19 protein-coding genes and 1 pseudogene are annotated in these 20,573 nt (G+C 56.4%); 11 read left to right on the forward strand and 9 right to left on the reverse strand.

All coding sequences use genetic code 11. The features are described 5' to 3' along the window. Positions 1–7: 7 nt before the first annotated feature. From nusA to ACEPPP_RS06595, 3 genes are all read right to left on the reverse strand, one after another. Positions 8–1,522: a transcription termination factor NusA gene (gene nusA, locus ACEPPP_RS06585; protein WP_374090242.1), complete on the reverse strand. Its 1,515-nt coding sequence runs from the start codon at positions 1,520–1,522 to the stop codon at positions 8–10. After that, positions 1,512–1,997 carry a ribosome maturation factor RimP gene (gene rimP, locus ACEPPP_RS06590; RefSeq protein WP_374090243.1) on the reverse strand — a complete coding sequence of 162 codons (486 nt, stop codon included), beginning with the start codon at positions 1,995–1,997 and terminating at the stop codon, positions 1,512–1,514. The genes nusA and rimP overlap by 11 nt, the downstream gene beginning before the upstream one ends. A gap of 310 nt (positions 1,998–2,307) precedes the next feature. Then, positions 2,308–2,598 carry a thiol-disulfide oxidoreductase DCC family protein gene (locus tag ACEPPP_RS06595; protein WP_374090902.1) on the reverse strand — a complete coding sequence of 97 codons (291 nt, stop codon included), beginning with the start codon at positions 2,596–2,598 and terminating at the stop codon, positions 2,308–2,310. On the opposite strand from ACEPPP_RS06595, the gene ACEPPP_RS06600 reads away from it, so the two are divergent. From ACEPPP_RS06600 to ACEPPP_RS06620, 5 genes are read left to right on the forward strand one after another with little or no spacing between them, the layout of a single operon-like run. Further along, complete coding sequence (locus tag ACEPPP_RS06600) at positions 2,491–2,784, forward strand: hypothetical protein (RefSeq protein WP_374090244.1); 294 nt, start codon at positions 2,491–2,493, stop codon at positions 2,782–2,784. The genes ACEPPP_RS06595 and ACEPPP_RS06600 overlap by 108 nt on opposite strands. Positions 2,785–2,789: 5 nt before the next feature. Next, positions 2,790–4,295, forward strand: a complete 1,506-nt coding sequence (locus ACEPPP_RS06605; protein ID WP_374090245.1) for a lipase maturation factor family protein — start codon at positions 2,790–2,792, stop codon at positions 4,293–4,295. A gap of 52 nt (positions 4,296–4,347) precedes the next feature. After that, on the forward strand, positions 4,348–4,767 hold the full coding sequence (locus ACEPPP_RS06610) for a secondary thiamine-phosphate synthase enzyme YjbQ (RefSeq protein ID WP_374090246.1): 420 nt from the start codon (positions 4,348–4,350) through the stop codon (positions 4,765–4,767). Between the two features lie 6 nt (positions 4,768–4,773). Then, positions 4,774–5,886, forward strand: a complete 1,113-nt coding sequence (locus ACEPPP_RS06615) for an Ldh family oxidoreductase (RefSeq protein ID WP_374090247.1) — start codon at positions 4,774–4,776, stop codon at positions 5,884–5,886. Positions 5,887–5,929: 43 nt separating this feature from the next. Then, a complete protein-coding gene (locus ACEPPP_RS06620; RefSeq protein WP_374090248.1) occupies positions 5,930–7,231 on the forward strand; it encodes a glycosyltransferase in 1,302 nt (433 codons plus the stop codon). Here the strand turns inward: ACEPPP_RS06620 and ACEPPP_RS06625 are convergent. From ACEPPP_RS06625 to ACEPPP_RS06640, 4 genes are all read right to left on the reverse strand, one after another. After that, positions 7,183–8,787: an ABC transporter ATP-binding protein gene (locus ACEPPP_RS06625; RefSeq protein ID WP_374090249.1), complete on the reverse strand. Its 1,605-nt coding sequence runs from the start codon at positions 8,785–8,787 to the stop codon at positions 7,183–7,185. The two genes, ACEPPP_RS06620 and ACEPPP_RS06625, sit on opposite strands and share 49 nt — an antisense overlap. Further along, entirely contained in the window at positions 8,780–9,199 is a 420-nt protein-coding gene (locus ACEPPP_RS06630) for a PIN domain-containing protein (RefSeq protein ID WP_374090250.1), read from the reverse strand. Before ACEPPP_RS06630 ends, ACEPPP_RS06625 begins: the two co-directional genes overlap by 8 nt. Continuing rightward, entirely contained in the window at positions 9,196–9,432 is a 237-nt protein-coding gene (locus ACEPPP_RS06635) for a DUF6364 family protein (protein ID WP_374090251.1), read from the reverse strand. The genes ACEPPP_RS06630 and ACEPPP_RS06635 overlap by 4 nt, the downstream gene beginning before the upstream one ends. Before the next feature lie 261 nt (positions 9,433–9,693). After that, the gene (locus ACEPPP_RS06640; RefSeq protein ID WP_374090252.1) at positions 9,694–11,040 is read right to left on the reverse strand and encodes an ABC transporter permease; all 1,347 of its coding nucleotides are present in this window, start codon (positions 11,038–11,040) and stop codon (positions 9,694–9,696) included. Between the two features lie 237 nt (positions 11,041–11,277). On the opposite strand from ACEPPP_RS06640, the gene ACEPPP_RS06645 reads away from it, so the two are divergent. After that, positions 11,278–12,507 (forward strand): pyrophosphate--fructose-6-phosphate 1-phosphotransferase, encoded by a 1,230-nt coding sequence (locus tag ACEPPP_RS06645; protein WP_374090253.1) that lies wholly within the window; start codon positions 11,278–11,280, stop codon positions 12,505–12,507. Positions 12,508–12,649: 142 nt separating this feature from the next. Here ACEPPP_RS06645 and trmL read toward each other — a convergent pair whose 3' ends face one another. Further along, the gene (gene trmL / locus ACEPPP_RS06650) at positions 12,650–13,120 is read right to left on the reverse strand and encodes a tRNA (uridine(34)/cytosine(34)/5-carboxymethylaminomethyluridine(34)-2'-O)-methyltransferase TrmL (RefSeq protein WP_374090254.1); all 471 of its coding nucleotides are present in this window, start codon (positions 13,118–13,120) and stop codon (positions 12,650–12,652) included. A gap of 7 nt (positions 13,121–13,127) precedes the next feature. After that, entirely contained in the window at positions 13,128–15,629 is a 2,502-nt protein-coding gene (locus ACEPPP_RS06655) for a glycogen/starch/alpha-glucan phosphorylase (protein ID WP_374090255.1), read from the reverse strand. A gap of 430 nt (positions 15,630–16,059) precedes the next feature. Here ACEPPP_RS06655 and ACEPPP_RS06660 point away from each other — a divergent pair, with 430 nt between their 5' ends. From ACEPPP_RS06660 to ACEPPP_RS06680, 5 genes and pseudogenes are all read left to right on the forward strand, one after another. Next, positions 16,060–17,796 carry an acetolactate synthase 3 large subunit gene (locus ACEPPP_RS06660; RefSeq protein WP_374090256.1) on the forward strand — a complete coding sequence of 579 codons (1,737 nt, stop codon included), beginning with the start codon at positions 16,060–16,062 and terminating at the stop codon, positions 17,794–17,796. Beyond that, positions 17,796–18,290 carry an acetolactate synthase small subunit gene (gene ilvN / locus ACEPPP_RS06665; RefSeq protein WP_374090257.1) on the forward strand — a complete coding sequence of 165 codons (495 nt, stop codon included), beginning with the start codon at positions 17,796–17,798 and terminating at the stop codon, positions 18,288–18,290. Before ACEPPP_RS06660 ends, ilvN begins: the two co-directional genes overlap by 1 nt. 51 nt (positions 18,291–18,341) lie before the next feature. After that, positions 18,342–19,358 carry a ketol-acid reductoisomerase gene (ilvC, locus tag ACEPPP_RS06670; RefSeq protein ID WP_374090258.1) on the forward strand — a complete coding sequence of 339 codons (1,017 nt, stop codon included), beginning with the start codon at positions 18,342–18,344 and terminating at the stop codon, positions 19,356–19,358. A gap of 413 nt (positions 19,359–19,771) precedes the next feature. After that, the gene (locus ACEPPP_RS06675; protein ID WP_374090259.1) at positions 19,772–19,945 is read left to right on the forward strand and encodes a hypothetical protein; all 174 of its coding nucleotides are present in this window, start codon (positions 19,772–19,774) and stop codon (positions 19,943–19,945) included. A gap of 328 nt (positions 19,946–20,273) precedes the next feature. After that, a pseudogene (locus tag ACEPPP_RS06680) lies at positions 20,274–20,521 on the forward strand (DUF2238 domain-containing protein). Positions 20,522–20,573 lie beyond the last annotated feature (52 nt).

The following is a 20,573-nucleotide window of genomic DNA, read 5'->3' on the forward strand; positions in this document are numbered from 1 at the left end:
TCCTGCCTTACTCGCCTTTTTCTTCTGAAAACCAGGGCTCACGCGCCTTCATAATCAACTTTGCCGCCCGATCTTCATCCATTTCAGGTAAGCTCAGCAAATCGTCGATCGACTGCTCCGCCAGATCGTCCATCGTGATTATACCGCGACTTGCCAATTCATAAGCCAGATCATCGTCCATACCTTCCATCTCCAAAAGGTCCTGGGCTGGCTCGTTGGTTTCTATTTTTTCCTCGGCCGCGATCGCGCTGATCAACAACACATCTTTCGCGCGGCTGCGCAGCTCGTTCACCAATTCTTCGTCGAAGCCCTCGATTTCGAGCATTTCGCTGACCGGCACATAAGCGATCTCTTCGATCGTGTTGAAGCCGACTTCGACCAGGGTCATCGCGATGTCGTCATCGACATCGAGCTCCCGGACGAACATGTCCTTGATCTTGACCGCTTCCGCTTCGCTATTCGCTTCGGCTTTCGACGCATCGATCACGTTCAGTTCCCAGCCGGTCAATTGCGTCGCCAGACGCACGTTCTGACCGCCGCGGCCGATGGCCTGCGACAGGTTGTCGGTGCCGACCGCCAGATCCATCGAATGTTTGTCTTCGTCGACCACGATCGACTGAATTTCGGCCGGCGACATCGCATTGATCACATATTGCGCTTCGTTCGGATTCCAGAGAATGATATCGACGCGCTCGCCGGCCAATTCGTTCGATACCGACTGCACGCGCGAGCCGCGCATGCCGACGCAGGCACCAACCGGGTCGAGACGCGGATCGTTGCTCTTGACCGCGATTTTCGCGCGCGAACCCGGATCGCGGGCCGCGCCCATCAGCGAGATCAGGCCTTCGCTGACCTCCGGCACTTCCAGGCGGAACAGCGCGATCAACAATTCCGGCGCGGTCCGGCTGACAAACAATTGCGGCCCGCGCGGCTCGGAGCGTACGTCCTTCAGATAACCGCGGATACGGTCGCCGACGCGCACCGCTTCGCGCGGAATCATGTCTTCCTTCGCGATATAAGCCTCGACATGGCCGCCCAAATCCAGATACACGCTGCCTTTTTCGATGCGCTTGACGACGCCGGTAATCAGCTCGCCGACGCGGCTCTTGTAGGCATCGACGATTTTCTTGCGCTCGGCCTCGCGGATCTTGTGGATGATCACCTGCTTCGCGGTCTGCGCGGCGATACGGCCGAATTCGACCGACTCGATCTCTTCCTCGACCACATCGCCGACCTCGGCATTCGGATTGTCGAACTTCGCGACATCGATCAGGATCTGCGTACCCGGAAACTCGACATCGCCGTTGATTTCGCTGTTCGGCGCGACCACGTCCCACAGCCGATAAGTCTTGTAATCGCCGGTTTTTCTATCGATCTCGACACGCGCCTTGATGGGATTGGCATAACGTTTGACCGTCGCCATTTCCAGTGCCGATTCCATCGCCTGGAAGACAACTTCTTTATCGATCGCTTTCTCGTTGGAAAAGACATCCACGACCAACAAAATCTCTTTATTTGCCACTGCGTACTCCTTTTTCGATTAAATAGTCCGGCACCAGACGCGCCTTACTGATCGCCGAAAACGGCACTTCGAAAGTCTGCCCGTTTTCGTTCAGCGTAATGATATCTTCTTCGACCTTTTCGATCAGACCGGTAATCCGCTTGCGTCCGCCGATCGCCTTGAACAGATTCACCTGCACGGTGCTGCCGGCGAAGCGTTCAAACTGACTGAGCTTGAAAAACGGCCGGTCCGCCCCCGGCGAGGACACTTCCAATTGATAATTGTCGGGAATCGGATCTTCGACATCGAGCACGCCGCTGACCTGATGACTGACTTTCGAACAGTCATCGACCAAAATGCCGTTGTCACTGTCGATATAGATTCTTAATAAACCATGCCGCGGATGTGGGTGATATTCAATGCCGACACATTCATAACCCAAGCCTTCCACGACCGGCTCGATTAAGGCAACCAAATGTTCGGGAGCCTGCTTCATTTTTCCTACCTTTTCACCGCACAAAAAAAAAGAGCCCAGGGCTCTTCACATTGACAAGCAAATGCTACAACCACGTTACCGGAGCCCAGAAAATAAAAAACCCCATAATGGGGCTTCCGTGTAAGTGGTAGCGGGGGCCGGAATGAACCTACAACCTCTTTTAAGCCCCTGCCATTAGGATAACACGCTGGAATATCCTAAAAACCATAATATACCACAAGGCTTCCTAACTTCAAAGCGTTTTAAGCCGTTAAACCAAAATACCGCGGCGACCTCTCGCTGCATTATGCGGCAAAATGCTTGTTGATTTTTAAAGAAAATTTTTCCGCTTCCGCAAGCGCCGATTCACTTGCCGGTGATAGAGGCGCGCCAACAGCGGACGGATCACCGGCAAGCCGATCACCCAGGCCAACGGCCTGAGTGCAGGCACTTTGCGCAGCAACAGGATGTACGCATCGAGCTCCGCATGAATGCGCCCGGATTCATCCTGCACATGCAGTTCGGTCAAGGCTTTCTCGGGATCGATGCCGAGCTCCCGCAGCCGATCTTCCTGGCCGGTAATGTCGAACCAGCAGACCCGATCGCCGGCGTCCCCCGACAGCTTCTCGTAATTTTGCCGGTCGCGAATGCATTTCGGGCAGGCGCCGTCGTAATAGACCGTGACTTTGTTTTACTGCATCATCGATTTTTACCTGCCGCCTGCCGGGTCCGTAATCGTACCTATTTATTTTGCGGCGGAGACGGCAAATACTACCTGCCCCCTCCCCACCTGTACCGAGGTGATTAAGCGTTATGTCCTTTGCTCTGTTTGAACGCAAAACACCCTTGCAGGTTCCCGGCACGATCAAATGCCGGCTGAACCGATTAGATTCCTCCGGCCCGCCTTTCGCGCTCGTCAGCTGGCTATTCCTGCGCGGTCTGGCGCTGATTTATCTGGCCGCGTTCGCCTCGATGTCGGCGCAAATCGAGGGTTTGATCGGCTCTCAGGGCATCCTGCCGCTGCAAGCGAAACTCGCGGAGATGGCTGCGTTTTACGGCAGCGGCGGCTATTTCGAGTTTCCGACCCTATTCTGGCTCGCGGCTTCCGACACGGCGCTCAGGCTGGTCTGTTATGCGGGCATGGCATCGTCCGTGCTGTTGCTGCTGAACATCGCGCAGAAAGCCGCCTTGATCCTCTGCTATCTGCTGTATTTGTCCGTCACGGTCGCGGGACAGGATTTTTTCTCGTTTCAGTGGGACGTGTTCCTGCTCGAATCCGGGTTTATCGGCATCTTTTTGAGCTGGGGATCGCGGTTCAACGTTTTTCTGTACCGCTGGCTGGTCGCGCGCTTCATGTTCATGGGCGGCGTGGTCAAAGTGGCGAGCGGCGATCCGGCCTGGGCCAAGCTGACCGCGCTGAATTATCATTACCTGACCGAGCCCTTGCCCACGCCTTTGGCCTACTATGCGTATTTCCTGCCGTCATGGTTCCATAAGCTTTGCGTGGCCGGCGTGCTTTGGCTTGAACTGATCGTGCCGTTTTTCGTGTTTCTGCCGCGCCCTTTCCGCCTGTTCGCCGCCTGGAGCTTTATCGGCCTGCAAAGCGCGATCATCCTGACCGGCAATTACAATTTCTTCAATCTGCTAACGATCCTCTTGTGTCTTTGGCTGTTCGACGACCGGGACTTGGCCGGCAGACTGCCTGCGCGCCTGGTCGCCCATATCCAGCAACAGCAGCCGCGGCCGGGCGAAGCCGCGCATCTTCTGGCAGGATCATGGACCGTCTTCGTGCTGATCGTCTGCGCGCTAACGGCCTGGATGCACAACACCCAAGGCCGGACCCCGCAAATCTTCCGCTCCTGGGTGTTGACGACCTCGACTTTTGCGGTGATCAATCAATACGGCCCGTTTGGGGTGATCAATACCGAGCGGCACGAGATCATCATCGAGGGCTCCGATGACGGCAAGACCTGGAAGGCTTACGAATTCAACTATAAGCCCGGAGATTTGTCCCGCAATCTGCGCTGGAACATTCCGCATCAACCCCGGCTCGACTGGCAACTGTGGTTTGCCGCGCTGGAAAAACCCAGGCTCGACGGGTGGTTTGCGGCGTTCATGGCGCGCTTGCAGGAAGGATCGCCACCCGTCCTGGCCTTGCTGCGCACGAATCCTTTCCCGGACCATCCACCGGTTTTTGTGCGCGCGCTGCTGTACCGGTATGCCTATGCAACGCCGGAGCAGCGCGCAAAAACCGGCCAACTCTGGCGGCGCGAAGCGATCGGCCAATACTGGCCGCCGCCCGTTCCTGAATTCGGTTAGCCTGGGTTTCGGGCCATGCTATCATGCGCCTTTTCAGTGAGGAACCGCCTCGATGTGGATACAAAAAGAAATCCGGCTCAAAGCCCGGCCGCGCGGCTTTCATTTGGTAACGGAAGACATCCTCAGGCAGCTTCCGGAGCTGGAGAAAGTATCGGTGGGCATGCTCAATGTGTTCATCAAGCACACATCCGCTTCGCTGACCATCAACGAGAACGCCGATCCGACGGTAAGGCAGGACTTTGAGAGTTTCTTTAACCGCACGGTGCCGGAGGATGAGCCTTACTACAAGCATACCTATGAAGGCAGCGATGACCTGCCGAGTCATCTAAAGAGCAGCATTCTGGGCTGCAGCTTGAATATTCCGGTCACCCATGGACGGCTGAATCTTGGCATCTGGCAAGGCATCTATCTGTGCGAGCACAGGAATCACGGCGGAAGCCGAGAGCTGGTGGTGACGCTTCAAGGCGAGTAAAAAATCATGACCGACGAGAAAAATTCATACCTTTTCCCGGCCGACCGCCTCAAAGACTTCTCGACCCAGGTTTTCATGCACTTCGGCATCTTCGAAGCGGACGCCAGGCAAGCCGCAGACGTTTTGGCCAAGTCCGATCTGAGAGGCATTGACTCCCACGGCGTGGCGAGACTGCATACTTACGTGGATATGCTGGAGCTGGGCCGCATCAACCCCAAGCCCAATATCAAGATCGTCCGGGAAAAAGCGAGCGTGGCAACCGTCGATGGCGATAATGGGCTGGGCCTCATCGTGGGCCCCAAGGCGAATGAGATCGCCATGGATAAAGCCGAGACTTACGGCTCCGGTTGGGTGGGAGTCTGTAATTCGAACCACTTTGGAATCGCCGGCTACTATCCATTGAAGGCCCTCGAAAGAGATCTCATCGGCTGGGCCATGACGAATTCCACGAAGCTGGTCGCCCCATTGTGGGGGGCGGAAAGAATGCTAGGCACAAATCCCATGGCCATCGCCTTTCCGGGTTACAAAGAGCCGCCGATCGTGATCGACATGGCCACCAGCGCCGTCGCCTTTGGCAAAATCGAAATCGCGCTACGCAAGAAAACAGAAATCCCGAGAGGATGGATCATCGATAGAGAGGGCCGCGACACCACCCACCCACAGGACATGATCACTGGAGGCGCGCAATTGCCGCTTGGCTTCGAAAGGGAAATGGGCGGGCACAAAGGTTATTGTCTCGCCTCGATGGTCGATATCTTATGCTGCGTCCTGAGCGGCGCCAACTGGGGCCCTTTCGCTCCGCCTTTTTTTGTTAACCAAGAAATGCCCGCGCGCAGCGTCGGCAAAGGCATCGGCCATTTTTTCGGCGCCATGCAGATCGACGGCTTCATCGACAAGGATGAATTCAAGAAACAGATCGACGACTGGATTCACGTGTTCCGAAAGACCAAACCGGCTCCAGGGACGAATGGCCCCCTGATCCCCGGCGATCCTGAGCGAGAAGCCGAAGTGCTTCGAAGCCAAGCAGGGATTCCGTTGATTAAGCCCGTGGTGGATGATCTGCTGAATATTTCGAGAAAAACCGGCATACCGCTTGACGTGGAATCGCTAAACCCATAGAAAGCAGCTGTTGCGGTTATGATCGTACAGGAATACATTGACTATGAAAATCGGCATTCAAACCTGGGGTTCCAATGGCGACATCCGGCCCTTGTTGGCGCTGGCCGATGGCTTGCAAAAAGCAGGTCATCAGGTCACCTTGGTGGTCAGCAGCATCGACAATCAAAGCTATCAAGCGATCTGCGAGCAAATGCACATCGGCTACCGGCAGGTCCCCGAACACATCGATTTCGATATGGAAGGTTTTGCCGAACGCTCGTTTCGGATGAATCCCTTGCAATGGCTCCGGGCTTTATTGGATGAAGCCTTTTTTCCGACCGAAGCGTTAATCTATCAAGCCGCCGAAGCCCTAGTCGCCGAAAACGATTGCGTGATCGGCCATCATTTTCTTTACCCGCTAAAACTGGCGGCGCTGCTGCAACATAAGCCATTTTACAGCGTGACGTTTTGTCATGCCGCGATTCCTAATCCGGCCTTGCCGCCGTTCAGCTTTCCGGATTTGGGTAAACGCCTGAATCCGCTGAGCTGGAAACTGCTGGATGCGATCTTCAACTGGATTTTGAAACAACCGCTGACCCGATTATGGCGAGAGGCAGGCTTGACGCCGCCCGCCAATATGCTCAGCGAACTCTTGACCTCACAAGAATTGAACCTGGTGGCGGTCGATCCGGTGTTTTGCCGGGGCAGCGAATATTGGTCCGCATTCCATCAAAGCTGCGGTTTTCTGAATTTGACCGAAGATACCCGGCGCTGGCAATGGCCCGAATCATTATTGGCCTTTCTGGAAGCGGGACCGGCGCCGGTGTATATGACCTTTGGCAGTGTGCAGCAGGCGGTAGCGGAATGGAGCATGGACCTATTTTTGCAGGCCGCGGAAAAATCCGCTTGCCGGGCCATCGTCCAAACCAGTTCCGCCCATTATCCGGAAGGCAGCCAACAAGGCGATGTCTATTTTATCGGCAAACATCCGCATCAACCGGTATTCGCACGTTGTGCCGCCGTGGTACATCATGGCGGCGCGGGCACGACCCATGCGGCGACTCGCGCAGGCTGTCCGTCCGTGGTGGTGCCGTTCATGGACGAGCAATTGTTCTGGGCCAGGCAGCTCCAGTCCTTAGGCGCGGCAGGCAAACCGTTACCGGCAAAAAGCGTGACAGTTGAAGCCTTGGCGCGGACGATTGGCAATATACTGTCCGCACCTTGCTATAGAGAGCAAGCGCAGCGCATCGGCGCGCAAATGCAAGCGCATGATGGCGTTGCCAGGGCCATCGCGTTACTGACGGAGAAATTTGAGTGTCAACCGGCCGCCAGCACGGGCGCGGCGGCCAGCAGCTTGCGGGTATAGTCATGCCGCGGCTCGATCAACACCTGCTTCACCTCGCCGTGCTCGACGATTTTGCCTCGGTACATCACCGCGACCTCGTCGGCGATTTCGGCAACGACGGCCAGATCGTGCGTGATGAATAGATAGCTGACCTGGCTTTCGCGCTGCAACATTTTCAATAGCTCGATGATCTGCGCCTGCACCGACACGTCGAGCGCGCTGGTCGGTTCGTCGCAGACGATCAGCTTCGGGTTCACCGCCAGCGCGCGCGCGATGCAGATGCGCTGGCGCTGGCCGCCCGAGAATTCATGCGGATAGCGCAACGCCGAATCGGCCGGAAGACCCACCTGTTCGAGCAGGTGCCTGACCTTTTCCTTCCGGGCGTCGCTACCGATGCCCGGATGCAGGGCGCGAAGGCCTTCCGCGACGATGTCGCCGACCAGCATGCGCGGATTCATCGACGAAAACGGGTCCTGAAACACGATCTGCATGTCCGCGCGCTTTTGCCGTAGCGCCTCGCCGGTCAATTGTCCGAGATCGACGCCATCCAGGCTGACCTGCCCGAATCCGCCCGGAATCAGATTCAACAAGGCCTTGCCGAGCGTGGTCTTGCCGCAGCCGGATTCGCCGACCAGCGCCAGCGTCTTGCCGCGCGGAATCGTGAAGCTGACCCCGTCGACCGCGCGCACATGATCGACCACGCGCTTGAACAGGCCCTTGCGGATCGGGTAGTAACAGCGAAAATCCTCGACTTTCAGCAGCGGCGGCGCTTCCTGGGCCTGATGCGTAAGACAGCTCTGCATCGACGGCAAGGCCTGGAGCAGCTTTTGCGTGTAGGGATGTTTCGGCTGGTGGAAAAAATCCGGCAGCGCCCCGGTCTCGACGATCCTGCCCCGCTGCATCACCGCGACCCGGTCCGCCAACGTCGAAACCAGCGCCAGATCGTGGCTGATCAGCCACAACGCCATGCCGGTCTGCTGTTGAATGCCTTTGAGCAGCGTGAGGATTTGCGCCTGGATCGTCACGTCCAGGGAGGTGGTCGGCTCGTCCGCGATCAGCAGATCGGGCTTGCCCGCCAGCGCGATTGCGATCATCACGCGCTGCCTTTGGCCGCCCGAGAGTTGATGCGGGTAATCGTTGACCCGCTGTGCCGGGTGCGGAATCTCGACCTGTTGCAGCAATTCCAGCACGCGCGCCTGTACGGCGGCCTTGGGCAGCGAAAAATGGCTCTCGATCACTTCCGCGATCTGGCTGCCGATCGTCATGACCGGATTCAAAGACGACATCGGGTCCTGAAAGATCAGCCCGATGCGGCGCCCGCGAACCCTGCACAATTCGAGTTCCGAATGTTCGAGCAGATTGTCGCCGTTCAGGGTGATCGCTTCGGCTTCGATGCTGGCGTTATCCGGCAGCAAGCGCAGCACCGACAACGCGGTCATCGACTTGCCGGAGCCCGATTCGCCGACCAGCGCGAAGGTTTCGCCCGGATTGATCGCGAAGCTGATGCGATCGACGACCTTTTGATGGCGATTGAAGGCGACACTGAGGTTGTTGACTGAGAGTAAAGGTCTATTCATTGAGTTGAATGATGCTCCATAACTCGGCAGGAGTGTAGATTGCACGATCCGCAGCCGCGAAATCGTTAATATTGCGCGTCACAATACCATCGGCATTTGCGTAAATACCCGCATGGTATAGAACCGCATCTTCAAAGTCGGAGAAATCAGATGCCAGCGCCGCTTTCAAAACAGCTTCATTGACTTCCGCACAACGGAATAATTCGAGCAATCGCCCGATCGCAAGCCTCGCGGGTTTTCGTCCGATGGCTTTTGTACAAAGATAATCAACGGTTGTGATCGTAGTAGCGCATAAGCACCCTTCAACAACTTTGTTTTCCACCGCTGCAAATAGATTGATTGCAATCTGAGAATACGGCTCTCGGTCGAGCAGCACATCGAGAACAACATTCGTGTCGAATACGATTTTCAAAGATATTTATCCCGCAAATACTGCTTATAGTCTTCCTCATTGACTTGATGTTTTTGCAAAATTCCAGTTAATGATTGCGTTATCGGGGGAACCCGGTCAATCTTGGTTTGCCGCGAAAGCATTTGAAAATAGTCAGCCACAATTTGCGAAACCGATTTATCATGCTGTCTGGCAAATAGCTTCGCTTGCTCAATCAATTCATTGTCAAGATGCAGTGTTAGCTTGGTATGCATAGATTAAATGCTCCTCTGTATATCACATAGCTTGTTAGACTGGAGATAATTTAAAGATCACCAACTTCTAGCGGAAATTCGATTTTATAGCAGACCGACACGGATCAACTCCTTTTTTACCTGTCCCCATGGAATAGTCGACTCGTTTCTCAATTCAACGACTGACGCCAAATCATCCATGTCTTCCATCAATTCAATATATTCTTCCATCGGTAATATATTGTTTTGTCATAGCTTTACCTCACACTATTTTTGGAGCGATTATCCGTTGCCGGCTCGCCGCGGATCAAACGCATCCTGCACCACATCCGCAAACAGATTGGCCGCCAGCACCAGGATGAACATGAACACGAACGCGGCGGTCAGCGACCACCAGACGACCGGCTCGCGGGCCATTTCGAGGCGCGCGCCGTTGATCATGTTGCCCCAGCTGTAGGTGGTCGGATCGACGCCGATGTTGATGTAGGACAACACCGCCTCGGCCAAGACCAAGGCGCTGAAATCGAGCACGACCGAGATCAAGACGATGTGCATCACGTTCGGCAGGATGTGCCGGGTCAGGATCGCGCCCTGCTTGACGCCCAAAGCTCTGGCCGCCTGCACGTATTCCATCTCGCGCAGCTTCAGCGTTTCGGCGCGGAGCAGCCGGCACAGGCCGGTCCAGCTGGTCACGCCGAGGATCATGCACAGAAACAGGAGCCGCATGTCCGCGCGCACGACCACGCTGGTGAAGGCCTCCTCGTGGTTCGCCATGTACACCTGCACCATCAAAATCGATGCCGCGATCAGCAGGACGCCGGGGATCGAATTCAGCGTCGTGTAGATGTACTGGATCAGATCGTCGACCCAGCCCTGAAAGAAACCGGCCAGGATGCCGAACAGGATCGCCATCGGCAGCATGATCAAGGTCGTCAGCGTGCCGATCACGAGGCCGGTGCGGATGCTTTTGATGGTCTGGTAAAACACGTCCTCGCCGACCTTGTCGGTGCCGAGCACATGGTAATAGAGGGACAAATAGCACAAGGCGTAACCGATCGTCACGACCGCGAAACCGACCGCCAGCGCGCTCTTGGCCGGGGCCGAGCCGTGCAAAAATGGTTTTTGTCGTGCCGCATAAATGCCCCACAGCATCAGCCAGAAAAACCCGCACAGGCTCGCGCCCTGGAACAGGCCGTATAAACTCTTTTTCAGAATATCGGCGGCAAGCTGCGTCCCGGGATCGCTCAAATGCGCGCCGCCGTATTGCAGGCGCGGATAATCCCAGCGCGCCGTGCCGTCGGCCGCCGTGACCATTTCCTTGCCGTAGCCATACGCCGAAAACGGCGCCGAATAGGTTTTCTCACCGCGCCGGCGCATCGGCGCAGCCCAGGTGTCCAGCACGCTGATCACATCGTTGCCGTCATCGCCGGAGGCCTTGAAATGGATCGAATCGATCAGCCCGATCGCGACAAAAAACAGCAGCACGGTCAGGGACACCATGCCGGTCCTGCTCGCGGCGATCCGGCGCAGCGGACGCCGGAAATGCTCCTTGCCGCGAATAACGACTCCCAGCCCGATCACCATCGCGATCAGCAGAAAGATCAAGGCGTCGGTCCATAAAACGATCATGCAAACAACCTGCGGTGTGAAAAGGAAAAGCGTTGGCTGCCGTTATTTTCCCATAATTTCCGGCCGCTCGCGGCATTTTGATAATGCCGGGAAATTTTGCGGTTCTATGATAAAATTCCTCGGTTAATCCGGTTGTACCGTATCCAGCAGAATGACACGGGCACTAAAGGACAAGTCGGCGCCGAGGCGCCGCCTTAGCCACGCATTTTTTAACCATCAATGATTATAAAAACGCACATGAACAAACCTAAAAAAGTTGCAATCTTGACCGCCGGCGGCCTGGCCCCTTGCCTTAACTCTGCGATCGGCAGCCTGATCGAACGCTACAACGAAATCGATCCGTCGATCGAAATCATCTGCTACCGCAGCGGCTACAAAGGCCTGTTGCTCGGCGACTCCTACAAGGTCACCCAGGCGGTGCGCGACAATGCCGGCCTGTTGCAAAAATTTGGCGGTTCGGTGATCGGCAACAGCCGCGTCAAACTGACCAACGTGAAGGACTGCGTGAAGCGCGGCCTGGTTCAGGAAGGTCAGGACCCGCAAAAAGTCGCGGCCGACCAACTGGTCAAGGACGGCGTCGACGTACTGCATACGATCGGCGGCGACGACACCAATACCGCCGCAGCCGACCTCGCGGCGTTTTTGGCGAAGAACAACTACGGCCTGACCGTGATCGGCCTGCCGAAAACGGTCGACAACGACGTGTTCCCGATCAAGCAATCCCTGGGCGCCTGGACCGCCGCCGAACAAGGCGCGCGCTATTTCTGGAACGTGGTCGCGGAAAACAACTCGAATCCGCGCATGCTGATCGTGCACGAAGTGATGGGCCGCAGCTGCGGTTGGCTGACCGCCGCAACCGCGGTCGAATACCGGAAGCTCCTCGACCGCGCCGAATGGCTGCCGGATCTCGGCCTGAGCCGCGACACCTACGAAGTCCACGGCATCTTCGTGCCGGAAATGGACGTCGACCTGGCCGCCGAAGCCGCCCGCCTGCGTGCGGTGATGGACACCGTCGATTGCGTGAACATTTTCGTCTCCGAAGGCGCCGGCGTCGAAGCGATCGTCGCCGAAATGCAGGCGAAAGGACAGGAAGTGCCGCGCGATGCGTTCGGCCACATCAAGCTGGATGCGGTGAATCCGGGCAAATGGTTCGGCGAACAGTTCGCGCAGATGATCGGCGCGGAAAAGACGCTGGTGCAAAAATCCGGCTATTTCGCGCGCGCCTCCGCCGCGAACGCCGAAGACATCCGCCTGATCAAATCCTGCGCCGACTTGGCGGTCGAATGCGCGCTGCGCCGCGAAGCCGGCGTGATCGGCCATGACGAAGACAACGGCAACGTGCTGCGCGCGATCGAGTTCCCGCGCATCAAGGGCGGCAAGCCGTTCGACATCGACGCGCCATGGTTCGAAAAGGCTCTGGGTGAAATCGGCCAGACCAAAGGCAAGAAAGTCAGTACCGCGCACTAAAGCGAGCCGGCAACGGCGGGCGCATGCTTTTTCCGCGCCCGCCTGATCTGACGAACAGATCATCCGGTCGAAAAAAAACCGCGCAATTCTTGCGAATTGCGCGGTTTTTTAGTTCTAGGCCGGAGGATCTCCGGCATCCCTTCTATTTGAGCGCGGCACCCGAATAACCCTGTTGCCGCCAGGCTTCATACAACGCAACCGCGACCGTATTCGACAGGTTTAGGCTACGGCTCTCCGGCCGCATCGGCAGATACAGGCGATGCTCTTCTCCCAGATCGGCCAGCAGGCTTGCCGGCAAGCCCCGGCTTTCGGGACCGAACAGCAAGGCATCGCCGGCTTCGAATGCCGCGCCGCTAAACAGCGTCTTGCCTTTCGTGGTCATCGCAAAGAGCCGCCCGGGCCGCACGCTGTCGATGAAATCGGCCCATTTCGGATACACCTTCACCTCGGCCCATTCATGATAATCGAGTCCCGCCCGGCGTAACTTCTTGTCCTCCAGCTCAAACCCCAAAGGCTCGATCAAGTGCAGCTTTGCGCCGGTATTGGCGCAAAGCCGGATGATGTTGCCGGTATTCGCCGGAATCTCCGGCTCGTACAACACGATATGAAACATCGAGCGGTTACTTTTGGGCAGGAACCGGCGTCAGTTTCCAGATCTCGTTGTTATAATCCGAAATCGTGCGGTCGGTCGAGAATTTGCCGCTGGCGGCACAGTTCAGAATGCTCATCCGCGTCCAGCGCTCCTGGTCCCGATAGGCTTCTTCGACGCGGCGCTGCGCATCGATGAAGCTGCGGAAATCCGCGATCGTCATCCACGGATCGTGCGGGCTTTTCAGCGACGCGATGATCGGATCGAAGATATCCGGCTCGAAGGAGTTGAAATAGCGCATCTCGAGCAGGTTCATCACCCGCTTCAGGTCTTCATCGGCTTCGATGATCGAGACCGGATCGTAGTGGCGGCGTGTTTCCTCGACTTCCTGCTCGGTCAGGCCGAACAGGAAGAAATTCTCGTCGCCGACTTCCTCGCGGATTTCGATGTTCGCGCCGTCGAGCGTACCGATCGTCAAGGCACCGTTCATCATGAACTTCATGTTGCCGGTACCGGACGCTTCCTTGCCGGCGGTCGAGATTTGTTCGGACAGATCGGCGCCCGGACAGATCTTTTCCATCGCCGACACCCGGTAATTCGGCAAAAATACCAGTTTCAGCTTATCGCCGACCGCCGGGTCGTTGTTGATCACGTCTGCCACATTGTTGATCAGCTTGATGATCCGCTTCGCCATGAAATAGCCCGGCGCCGCCTTGCCGCCGATCAGCACGCAGCGGTTGGTCCAGTTGGCGGTATCGCCGCGCTTGATGCGGTCGTACAGATGGATCACGTGCAACACGTTCAGCAACTGGCGCTTGTACTCGTGAATCCGTTTGACCTGGACGTCGAACAATGCATCCAGGTTGATATCGATGTCATGCTCGATCTTCTTCAGATCGACCAGACGTTTCTTCGCATTATGGCGCACCTGCTGCCAGCGCTTCTGGAACTTCTTGTCGTCCGCGAATTTCTCGAGTTTTTTCAGCTGCGTCAGATCGGTCAGCCAGCCGTCGCCGATCGTTTCGCTGATCAATGCCGCCAGCTCCGGATTGCACGATGCGAGCCAGCGGCGCGGGGTGACGCCGTTAGTTTTGTTGTTGAACTTTTCCGGCCACAGTTCGTAAAAGTCGCGAAACAGGCCCTGTTGCAGCAATTTCGAATGCAATTCCGCGACGCCGTTGACCGAGAAGCTGCCGACGATCGCGAGATAAGCCATTCTGACATGCTGTTCGTGACCTTCCTCGATCAGCGACATGCGCGCCAGACGATCGATGTCGCCGGGCCAGCGGGCCGACACCTCGGCCAGGAAATGCGCGTTGATATCGAAAATGATTTCCAAAAGGCGCGGCAACAGGTGTCTGAACAGCGAAACCGACCATCTTTCCAAGGCTTCCGGCAGCAGCGTATGGTTCGTGTAGGCCATCGTTTCGCGCGTGATCAGCCAGGCTTCGTGCCATTCGAGATCGTGCTCGTCGATCAACAACCGCATCAGCTCGGCGACCGCGATGCTCGGATGCGTGTCGTTCAATTGAAAACAATTCTTCGCCGCGAACTGGCTGAAATCCTTGCCGTGGTTGCCGACCCATTTTTCGAGTACGTCCTGCAGACTCGCCGAAGCCAAGAGGTATTGCTGCTTCAAGCGCAAGGCCTTGCCGTTCTCGTTCGCGTCGTTCGGGTACAGCACCATCGTGATGTTTTCGGCGGTGTTTTTCGCGGCGACCGATTCGGCATAATCGCCGGCATTGAACTCATCGAGATTGAATTCCTCGGTCGCGGCCGCTTTCCACAGACGCAAGGTGTTGACCGTACCGTTCTGGAAACCCGGAATCGGCGTATCGAAGGGTATCGCCAGCACGTCATGCGTATCGACCCAGACCACCCGCTTCTTGCCGTACTCATCGACATGCACCTCGGTGCGGCCGCCGAACTTGATCCGTTGCTTATATTCGAGGCGTTCGATTTCCCAGACATTGCCGTTGCGCAGCCAATGGTCGGGCTTTTCGACCTGCTCGCCGCTCACGATCAACTGCGTGAACATGCCGTATTCGTAGCGCAGGCCATAGCCGGTAACCGGCAGTTGCAAGGTCGCGCAACTGTCGATGAAGCAGGCCGCCAAACGACCGAGGCCGCCGTTGCCGAGCCCCGCGTCGGGCTCGTTATCGACCAACTCTTCCAAATCCAGGCCCAGATCATACATCGCGGTTTTGGCCGCGTCGTTGAGCCCCAGATTCAGCATCGCATTGCTCAGCGTGCGCCCCATCAAAAACTCCATCGACAGATAGTAGGCGCGTTTGCAGTCGGTTTCCTTATAGGCGTTATAGGTTTTTTTCCACCGTTCGATCAGGCGATCGCTGATCGCGAGCGAGAATCCTTCGTAAGCATAATGCAGCGAACTGCTATGCTCATCCCGCCCCAGCCGGTGTCCGTAGTAACGCTTGAAATCCTCCTTTAGGCCTTCCTTGTCCATTCCCAGAGCTGGCAGATTCGTAATATCGGCTTTCGGGTGACTCTTTGTTAATTGTCTCTTAGGCATCGGTCAAATTACGGTAAGTTGAAAATAGATGGCGGCCATTTTAGGCGTTTTAAATAAAACATTCAGCTAAGTTTTCAGATTTTCGCCGATCTTCGCCAATCTCGCACCAACAGCCCCATTTTGGAGCGAAAAAGACGAATCCGAAACGCATACCTTGCCAAAATGCGGCTTTAGCCGCACCTTGGACCTCTTGCGATAAATCATGCAACTCCCGTGCCGACACCCAGGAAGCGCAAGCCGATAGGGCGGATGAAGATTGAACATTACAATTTTGCCAAGAACCGAGTAGAATACAGAAGATATTGCCGGAAGAATGGCCTATAATTAACGGTTTTTCGATGCGTCTTGCACACATCGGGATTGACCATGCGGCAAAAAGCAAAGCCGGACCGCCGGCTTGAGAACATTTCAGGTAGAACGAGGTATTGGGGTGGAGTTAAGCGGCGCACAAATATTGGTGCAGAGTCTTAAAGACGAAGGCGTTGAATATATTTTCGGCTATCCTGGCGGCGCGGTGTTGCATTTGTATGACGCACTGTTCCAGCAGCAGGACATCAAACACATTCTGGTCCGGCACGAGCAAGGCGCGACCCACGCGGCCGACGGCTATGCGCGCGCGACCGGCAAGCCCGGCGTCGTGCTGGTCACCTCCGGTCCCGGCGCGACCAATGCGATCACCGGCATCGCGACCGCCTTCCTGGACTCGATCCCGCTGGTCGTGATCTCGGGGCAGGTGTCGATGCCGGTGATCGGCAGCGACGCCTTTCAGGAAGTCGACATGGTCGGCATCAGCCGCCCCTGCGTGAAGCATAATTTCCTGGTCAAGGACGTGACCAAGCTCGCCGAAACGGTCAAGAAGGCATTCTACATCGCGACCACCGGCCGCCCCGGCCCGGTCGTGGTCGACATTCCGAAAGACATCACCGACCCCAACATCAAGGTGCCGTATCACTACCCGAAAAAGGTATCGGTGCGCTCCTACAATCCGACCGTGGTCGGCCATAAAGGCCAGATCAAGCGGGCGGTCGATCTGCTGCTGACCGCGGAACGCCCGGTCATTTACTCCGGTGGCGGCGTCGTACTCGGCGAAGCGAGCCGGGAACTGACCGAATTTACCCGCCTGCTCGGCTATCCGATCACGAACACGCTGATGGGACTCGGCGCTTATCCTGCCACCGACAAGCAGTTCATCGGCATGCTCGGCATGCACGGCACCTACGAAGCGAACATGGCGATGCACGAGAGCGATGTGATCATTGCGATCGGCGCGCGCTTCGACGACCGGGTGACCGGCAAGCTGGACAAATTTTGCCCGCACGCAAAGATCATTCATATCGATGTCGATCCGGCGTCGATTTCGAAAACGGTCAAGGTCGACATTCCGATCGTCGGCGAAGTGAAGCCGGTATTGGAGCAGATGATCGAACTGATCAAGGAGCACAAACATAAGCCGCACAAAAAAGCGCTGGAGGCCTGGTGGGAGCAAATCGCCCAATGGCAGGCGCTGAAGTGCCTCGAATACGACCGCAATAGCCCCTTGATCAAGCCGCAATATGTGATCGAGCAACTCTGGGAAGTCACCAAGGGCAACGCCTACGTCACCTCCGATGTCGGCCAGCACCAGATGTGGGCCGCGCAATATTACCGTTTCGACAAGCCGCGCCACTGGATCAACTCCGGCGGCCTCGGCACGATGGGCTTCGGCATGCCGGCGGCGATCGGCGTCAAGCTCGGCTTTCCGGACGCCGATGTCGCCTGCGTGACCGGCGAAGCCAGCATCCAGATGTGCATTCAGGAGTTGTCGACCGCGTTGCAATACGACACGCCGATCAAGATCATCAACCTGAACAACCGCTACATGGGCATGGTGCGGCAATGGCAGGAGTTTACCTACGAAAGCCGTTACTCGCATTCGTACATGGACACGATTCCGGATTTCGTCAAGCTTGCCGAAGCCTATGGCCATGTCGGCATGCGCATCGACAAGCCGGAAGAAGTCCGGCCGGCGCTCGAACAGGCGTTTGCGATGAAAGATCGCACCGTGTTCCTGGACATCATCACCGACCGGACCGAAAACGTGTATCCCATGATCGAAGCCGGCAAGGCCCATAACGACATGAAGCTTCGGGTTGCCGACTCCGCCTCAACAGACAGGGAATTAGCCTAATGAGACACATCATCTCCGTTTTGATGGAAAACGAATCCGGCGCATTGTCGCGCGTCGCGGGCCTGTTTTCGGCGCGCGGCTACAATATCGAATCCTTGACCGTCGCGCCGACCGAAGATCCGACCTTGTCCCGAATGACGATCGTGACGCGCGGCAGCGACGACATCATCGAGCAGATCACCAAGCAATTGAACAAGCTGATCGACGTGGTCAAGGTCCTCGATCTGGTCGATGTCGGCGCGCATATCGAACGCGAACTGATGCTGATCAAGGTCAGGAGCACCGAACAGAACCGGCTTGAAATCCGAAGCCTCGCGGATATTTTCCGCGGCAAGATCGTCGACGTGACCGCCAGCACCTATGTGGTCGAGATGACAGGCCCCTCCGAAAAGCTCGACGCGTTCATCGCCGCGATCGCGCCCGAGGCGATCATCGAAGTCGTGCGCTCCGGCCCGACCGGCATTTCGCGCGGCGAAAGCGGCCTGCACTTATAAGCCAAACGCACAGTTTCATTTTCCAATTTAAAAGCAACAACAGGTACAACAATGCAAGTTTATTACGACAAAGATGCGGATCTTTCGATCATCAAATCCAAAAAAGTCGCGATCATCGGCTACGGTTCCCAAGGCCATGCGCATGCGAACAACTTAAAAGACTCGGGCGTCGATGTGGTAGTGGGCTTGCGGCCGAATTCGGCTTCGGTCGCGAAGGCGCAAGGCTCCGGCCTGGCCGTCAAGGACGTGGCGCAAGCGGTCGCCGGCGCCGACGTGGTGATGATTCTGACCCCTGACGAGTTTCAGGCGCAGTTGTACAAGGCCGAAATCGAGCCGAACATCAAGCAAGGCGCAACCCTGGCGTTCGCGCACGGCTTTTCGATCCTGTTCAACCAGGTCGTGCCGCGCGCCGACCTCGACGTGGTGATGATCGCGCCGAAAGCGCCGGGCCACACGGTCCGCTCCGAATTCGTCCGCGGCGGCGGCGTGCCCGATCTGATCGCGGTGCAGCAAGACGCATCCGGCAACGCGAAGGCCTTGTGCCTATCATACGCCTCGGCGATCGGCGGCGGCCGTTCCGGCATCATCGAAACCACTTTCCGCGACGAAGCCGAAACCGACCTGTTCGGCGAACAGGCTGTTCTCTGCGGCGGCGCGGTCGAACTGATCAAGGCCGGCTTCGAAACCCTGGTCGAAGCCGGTTACGCACCGGAAATGGCTTATTTCGAATGCCTGCACGAACTGAAACTGATCGTCGACCTGATGTACGAAGGCGGCATCGCGAACATGAACTATTCGATCTCGAACAATGCCGAATACGGCGAATACGTGACCGGCCCGCGCGTGATCAACGACGAAAGCCGCAAAGCGATGAAGGAAGCGCTGAACAACATCCGTAACGGCGAATACGCGAAACGCTTCATCCTGGAAGGCGCGACCAACTATCCGGAAATGACCGCGCGTCGCCGCCTGAACGCGGAGCATCCGATCGAAGTCGTCGGCGAAAAACTGCGCGCGATGATGCCATGGATCAAGGCGAACAAAATCGTCGATAAAGCCAAAAACTGACCCGCTTCATTCGGCTCGACAAAAGCCCGTCATCTGACGGGCTTTTTTTTGTCCGGCGAAAATCACCGTATCAGCAATACTTATCTAATTTTTTGACTCAGTTGAAAATTACCTACACTTTTCCTGAAAATCTGCTATTTTGATCAACTGATGTAAACCGCTAACCCGGACCACGCCTTCCGGCCAGCCCGCGATTTCTAGGGCATTCATCGCGGATTCATCTTACAAGGAAAATAATAGCGTCGTAAGGGAGAAAAATCTCCAGCATCATGGTCCTAAGGATTGTTTGCCTTAGACATTTGCACTATGCATCGCGGCGATCAAACAAAAACAGACTATGGCCCATTTTTTGCTGTAATTTTATCAACACTTTTAGACAAAAAAATTTGCACCCCTTGGATTAAGGAGACTTTATGATACGAATCGTTGAAAAATGGAATGACGCAGAGTTGATCTGTGATAATTACGGCTATCATTTGCGCGTGTTTTTGGGCAACCAGTTGCGGTCGATCATCAATGTGACCGCCGAGGATGACGACGAAGCGATCAAAAGAGCGCGGCGCGCCATTTATCTTTTTCTGTCCTGATGCGAATGGGTTGCCCCCCCCCATTAACGCAATTTAAGCCGTTAGCCAGTTTACTGCGGCGCACCAAATTAGCGCTGCAAGTCACAAATCGGATCATTATTTCCCACCCGATCAAAGGCTGGGTTCTTTAGAACGCTCATCGAAAATGTTCGATGCATGAAAAAATGCCGCCGCTTTGAGATAATGACAGCATTCAACGGACTCTCGCTGCTAATAAGCCATGTATACATCCGGACTCGCGCTGTTCTGGGCGGTTTTCATCTGGTCGGGCATTCACCCGAAAGACTATCCGACCTGGATGATGGAAACCCTGCCCACCGTGATCGGCATGATCGCGGTCTTCGCGACCCGAAATCACTTTCGCTTGACGCCGCTGGCCTATTGGCTGAATTTCATGACCCTCTGTTTCTGTCTGGCGCTCAGCGCCGTTTATGAAATGATCGAGTGGTGGACGGCGAAGACGGCGCCGAAGCTTTTCTCGGCACCCAAGGCTATTCCTGGAACACGCGATTGGACATGGCCTTTGCCCTGACCGGCGCGCGCACTGGCGCTGATCGCATTGAGCCGCGCGCATGACCGGCAATTGGCCAGGCTGCTTTGGCCCGATTGCCGCTCCATCGACTGTTGA

The organism is Methylomicrobium lacus (genome assembly GCF_041897535.1).
GTDB classification, from domain to species: domain Bacteria; phylum Pseudomonadota; class Gammaproteobacteria; order Methylococcales; family Methylomonadaceae; genus Methylomicrobium; species Methylomicrobium lacus_A.

Bases quoted from the DNA above. Each gene is read 5' to 3' on its own strand.
- rimP (WP_374090243.1), bottom strand. From the start codon at position 1,997: ATGAAGCAGGCTCCCGAACATTTGGTTGCCTTAATCGAGCCGGTCGTG.
- ACEPPP_RS06600 (WP_374090244.1), top strand. From the start codon at position 2,491: ATGCAGTTCGGTCAAGGCTTTCTCGGGATCGATGCCGAGCTCCCGCAG.
- ACEPPP_RS06605 (WP_374090245.1), top strand. From the start codon at position 2,790: ATGTCCTTTGCTCTGTTTGAACGCAAAACACCCTTGCAGGTTCCCGGC.
- ACEPPP_RS06610 (WP_374090246.1), top strand. From the start codon at position 4,348: ATGTGGATACAAAAAGAAATCCGGCTCAAAGCCCGGCCGCGCGGCTTT.
- ACEPPP_RS06615 (WP_374090247.1), top strand. From the start codon at position 4,774: ATGACCGACGAGAAAAATTCATACCTTTTCCCGGCCGACCGCCTCAAA.
- ACEPPP_RS06620 (WP_374090248.1), top strand. From the start codon at position 5,930: ATGAAAATCGGCATTCAAACCTGGGGTTCCAATGGCGACATCCGGCCC.
- ACEPPP_RS06625 (WP_374090249.1), bottom strand. From the start codon at position 8,787: ATGAATAGACCTTTACTCTCAGTCAACAACCTCAGTGTCGCCTTCAAT.
- ACEPPP_RS06635 (WP_374090251.1), bottom strand. From the start codon at position 9,432: ATGCATACCAAGCTAACACTGCATCTTGACAATGAATTGATTGAGCAA.
- ACEPPP_RS06640 (WP_374090252.1), bottom strand. From the start codon at position 11,040: ATGATCGTTTTATGGACCGACGCCTTGATCTTTCTGCTGATCGCGATG.
- ACEPPP_RS06645 (WP_374090253.1), top strand. From the start codon at position 11,278: ATGAACAAACCTAAAAAAGTTGCAATCTTGACCGCCGGCGGCCTGGCC.
- trmL (WP_374090254.1), bottom strand. From the start codon at position 13,120: ATGTTTCATATCGTGTTGTACGAGCCGGAGATTCCGGCGAATACCGGC.
- ACEPPP_RS06655 (WP_374090255.1), bottom strand. From the start codon at position 15,629: ATGCCTAAGAGACAATTAACAAAGAGTCACCCGAAAGCCGATATTACG.
- ilvN (WP_374090257.1), top strand. From the start codon at position 17,796: ATGAGACACATCATCTCCGTTTTGATGGAAAACGAATCCGGCGCATTG.
- ilvC (WP_374090258.1), top strand. From the start codon at position 18,342: ATGCAAGTTTATTACGACAAAGATGCGGATCTTTCGATCATCAAATCC.
- ACEPPP_RS06675 (WP_374090259.1), top strand. From the start codon at position 19,772: ATGATACGAATCGTTGAAAAATGGAATGACGCAGAGTTGATCTGTGAT.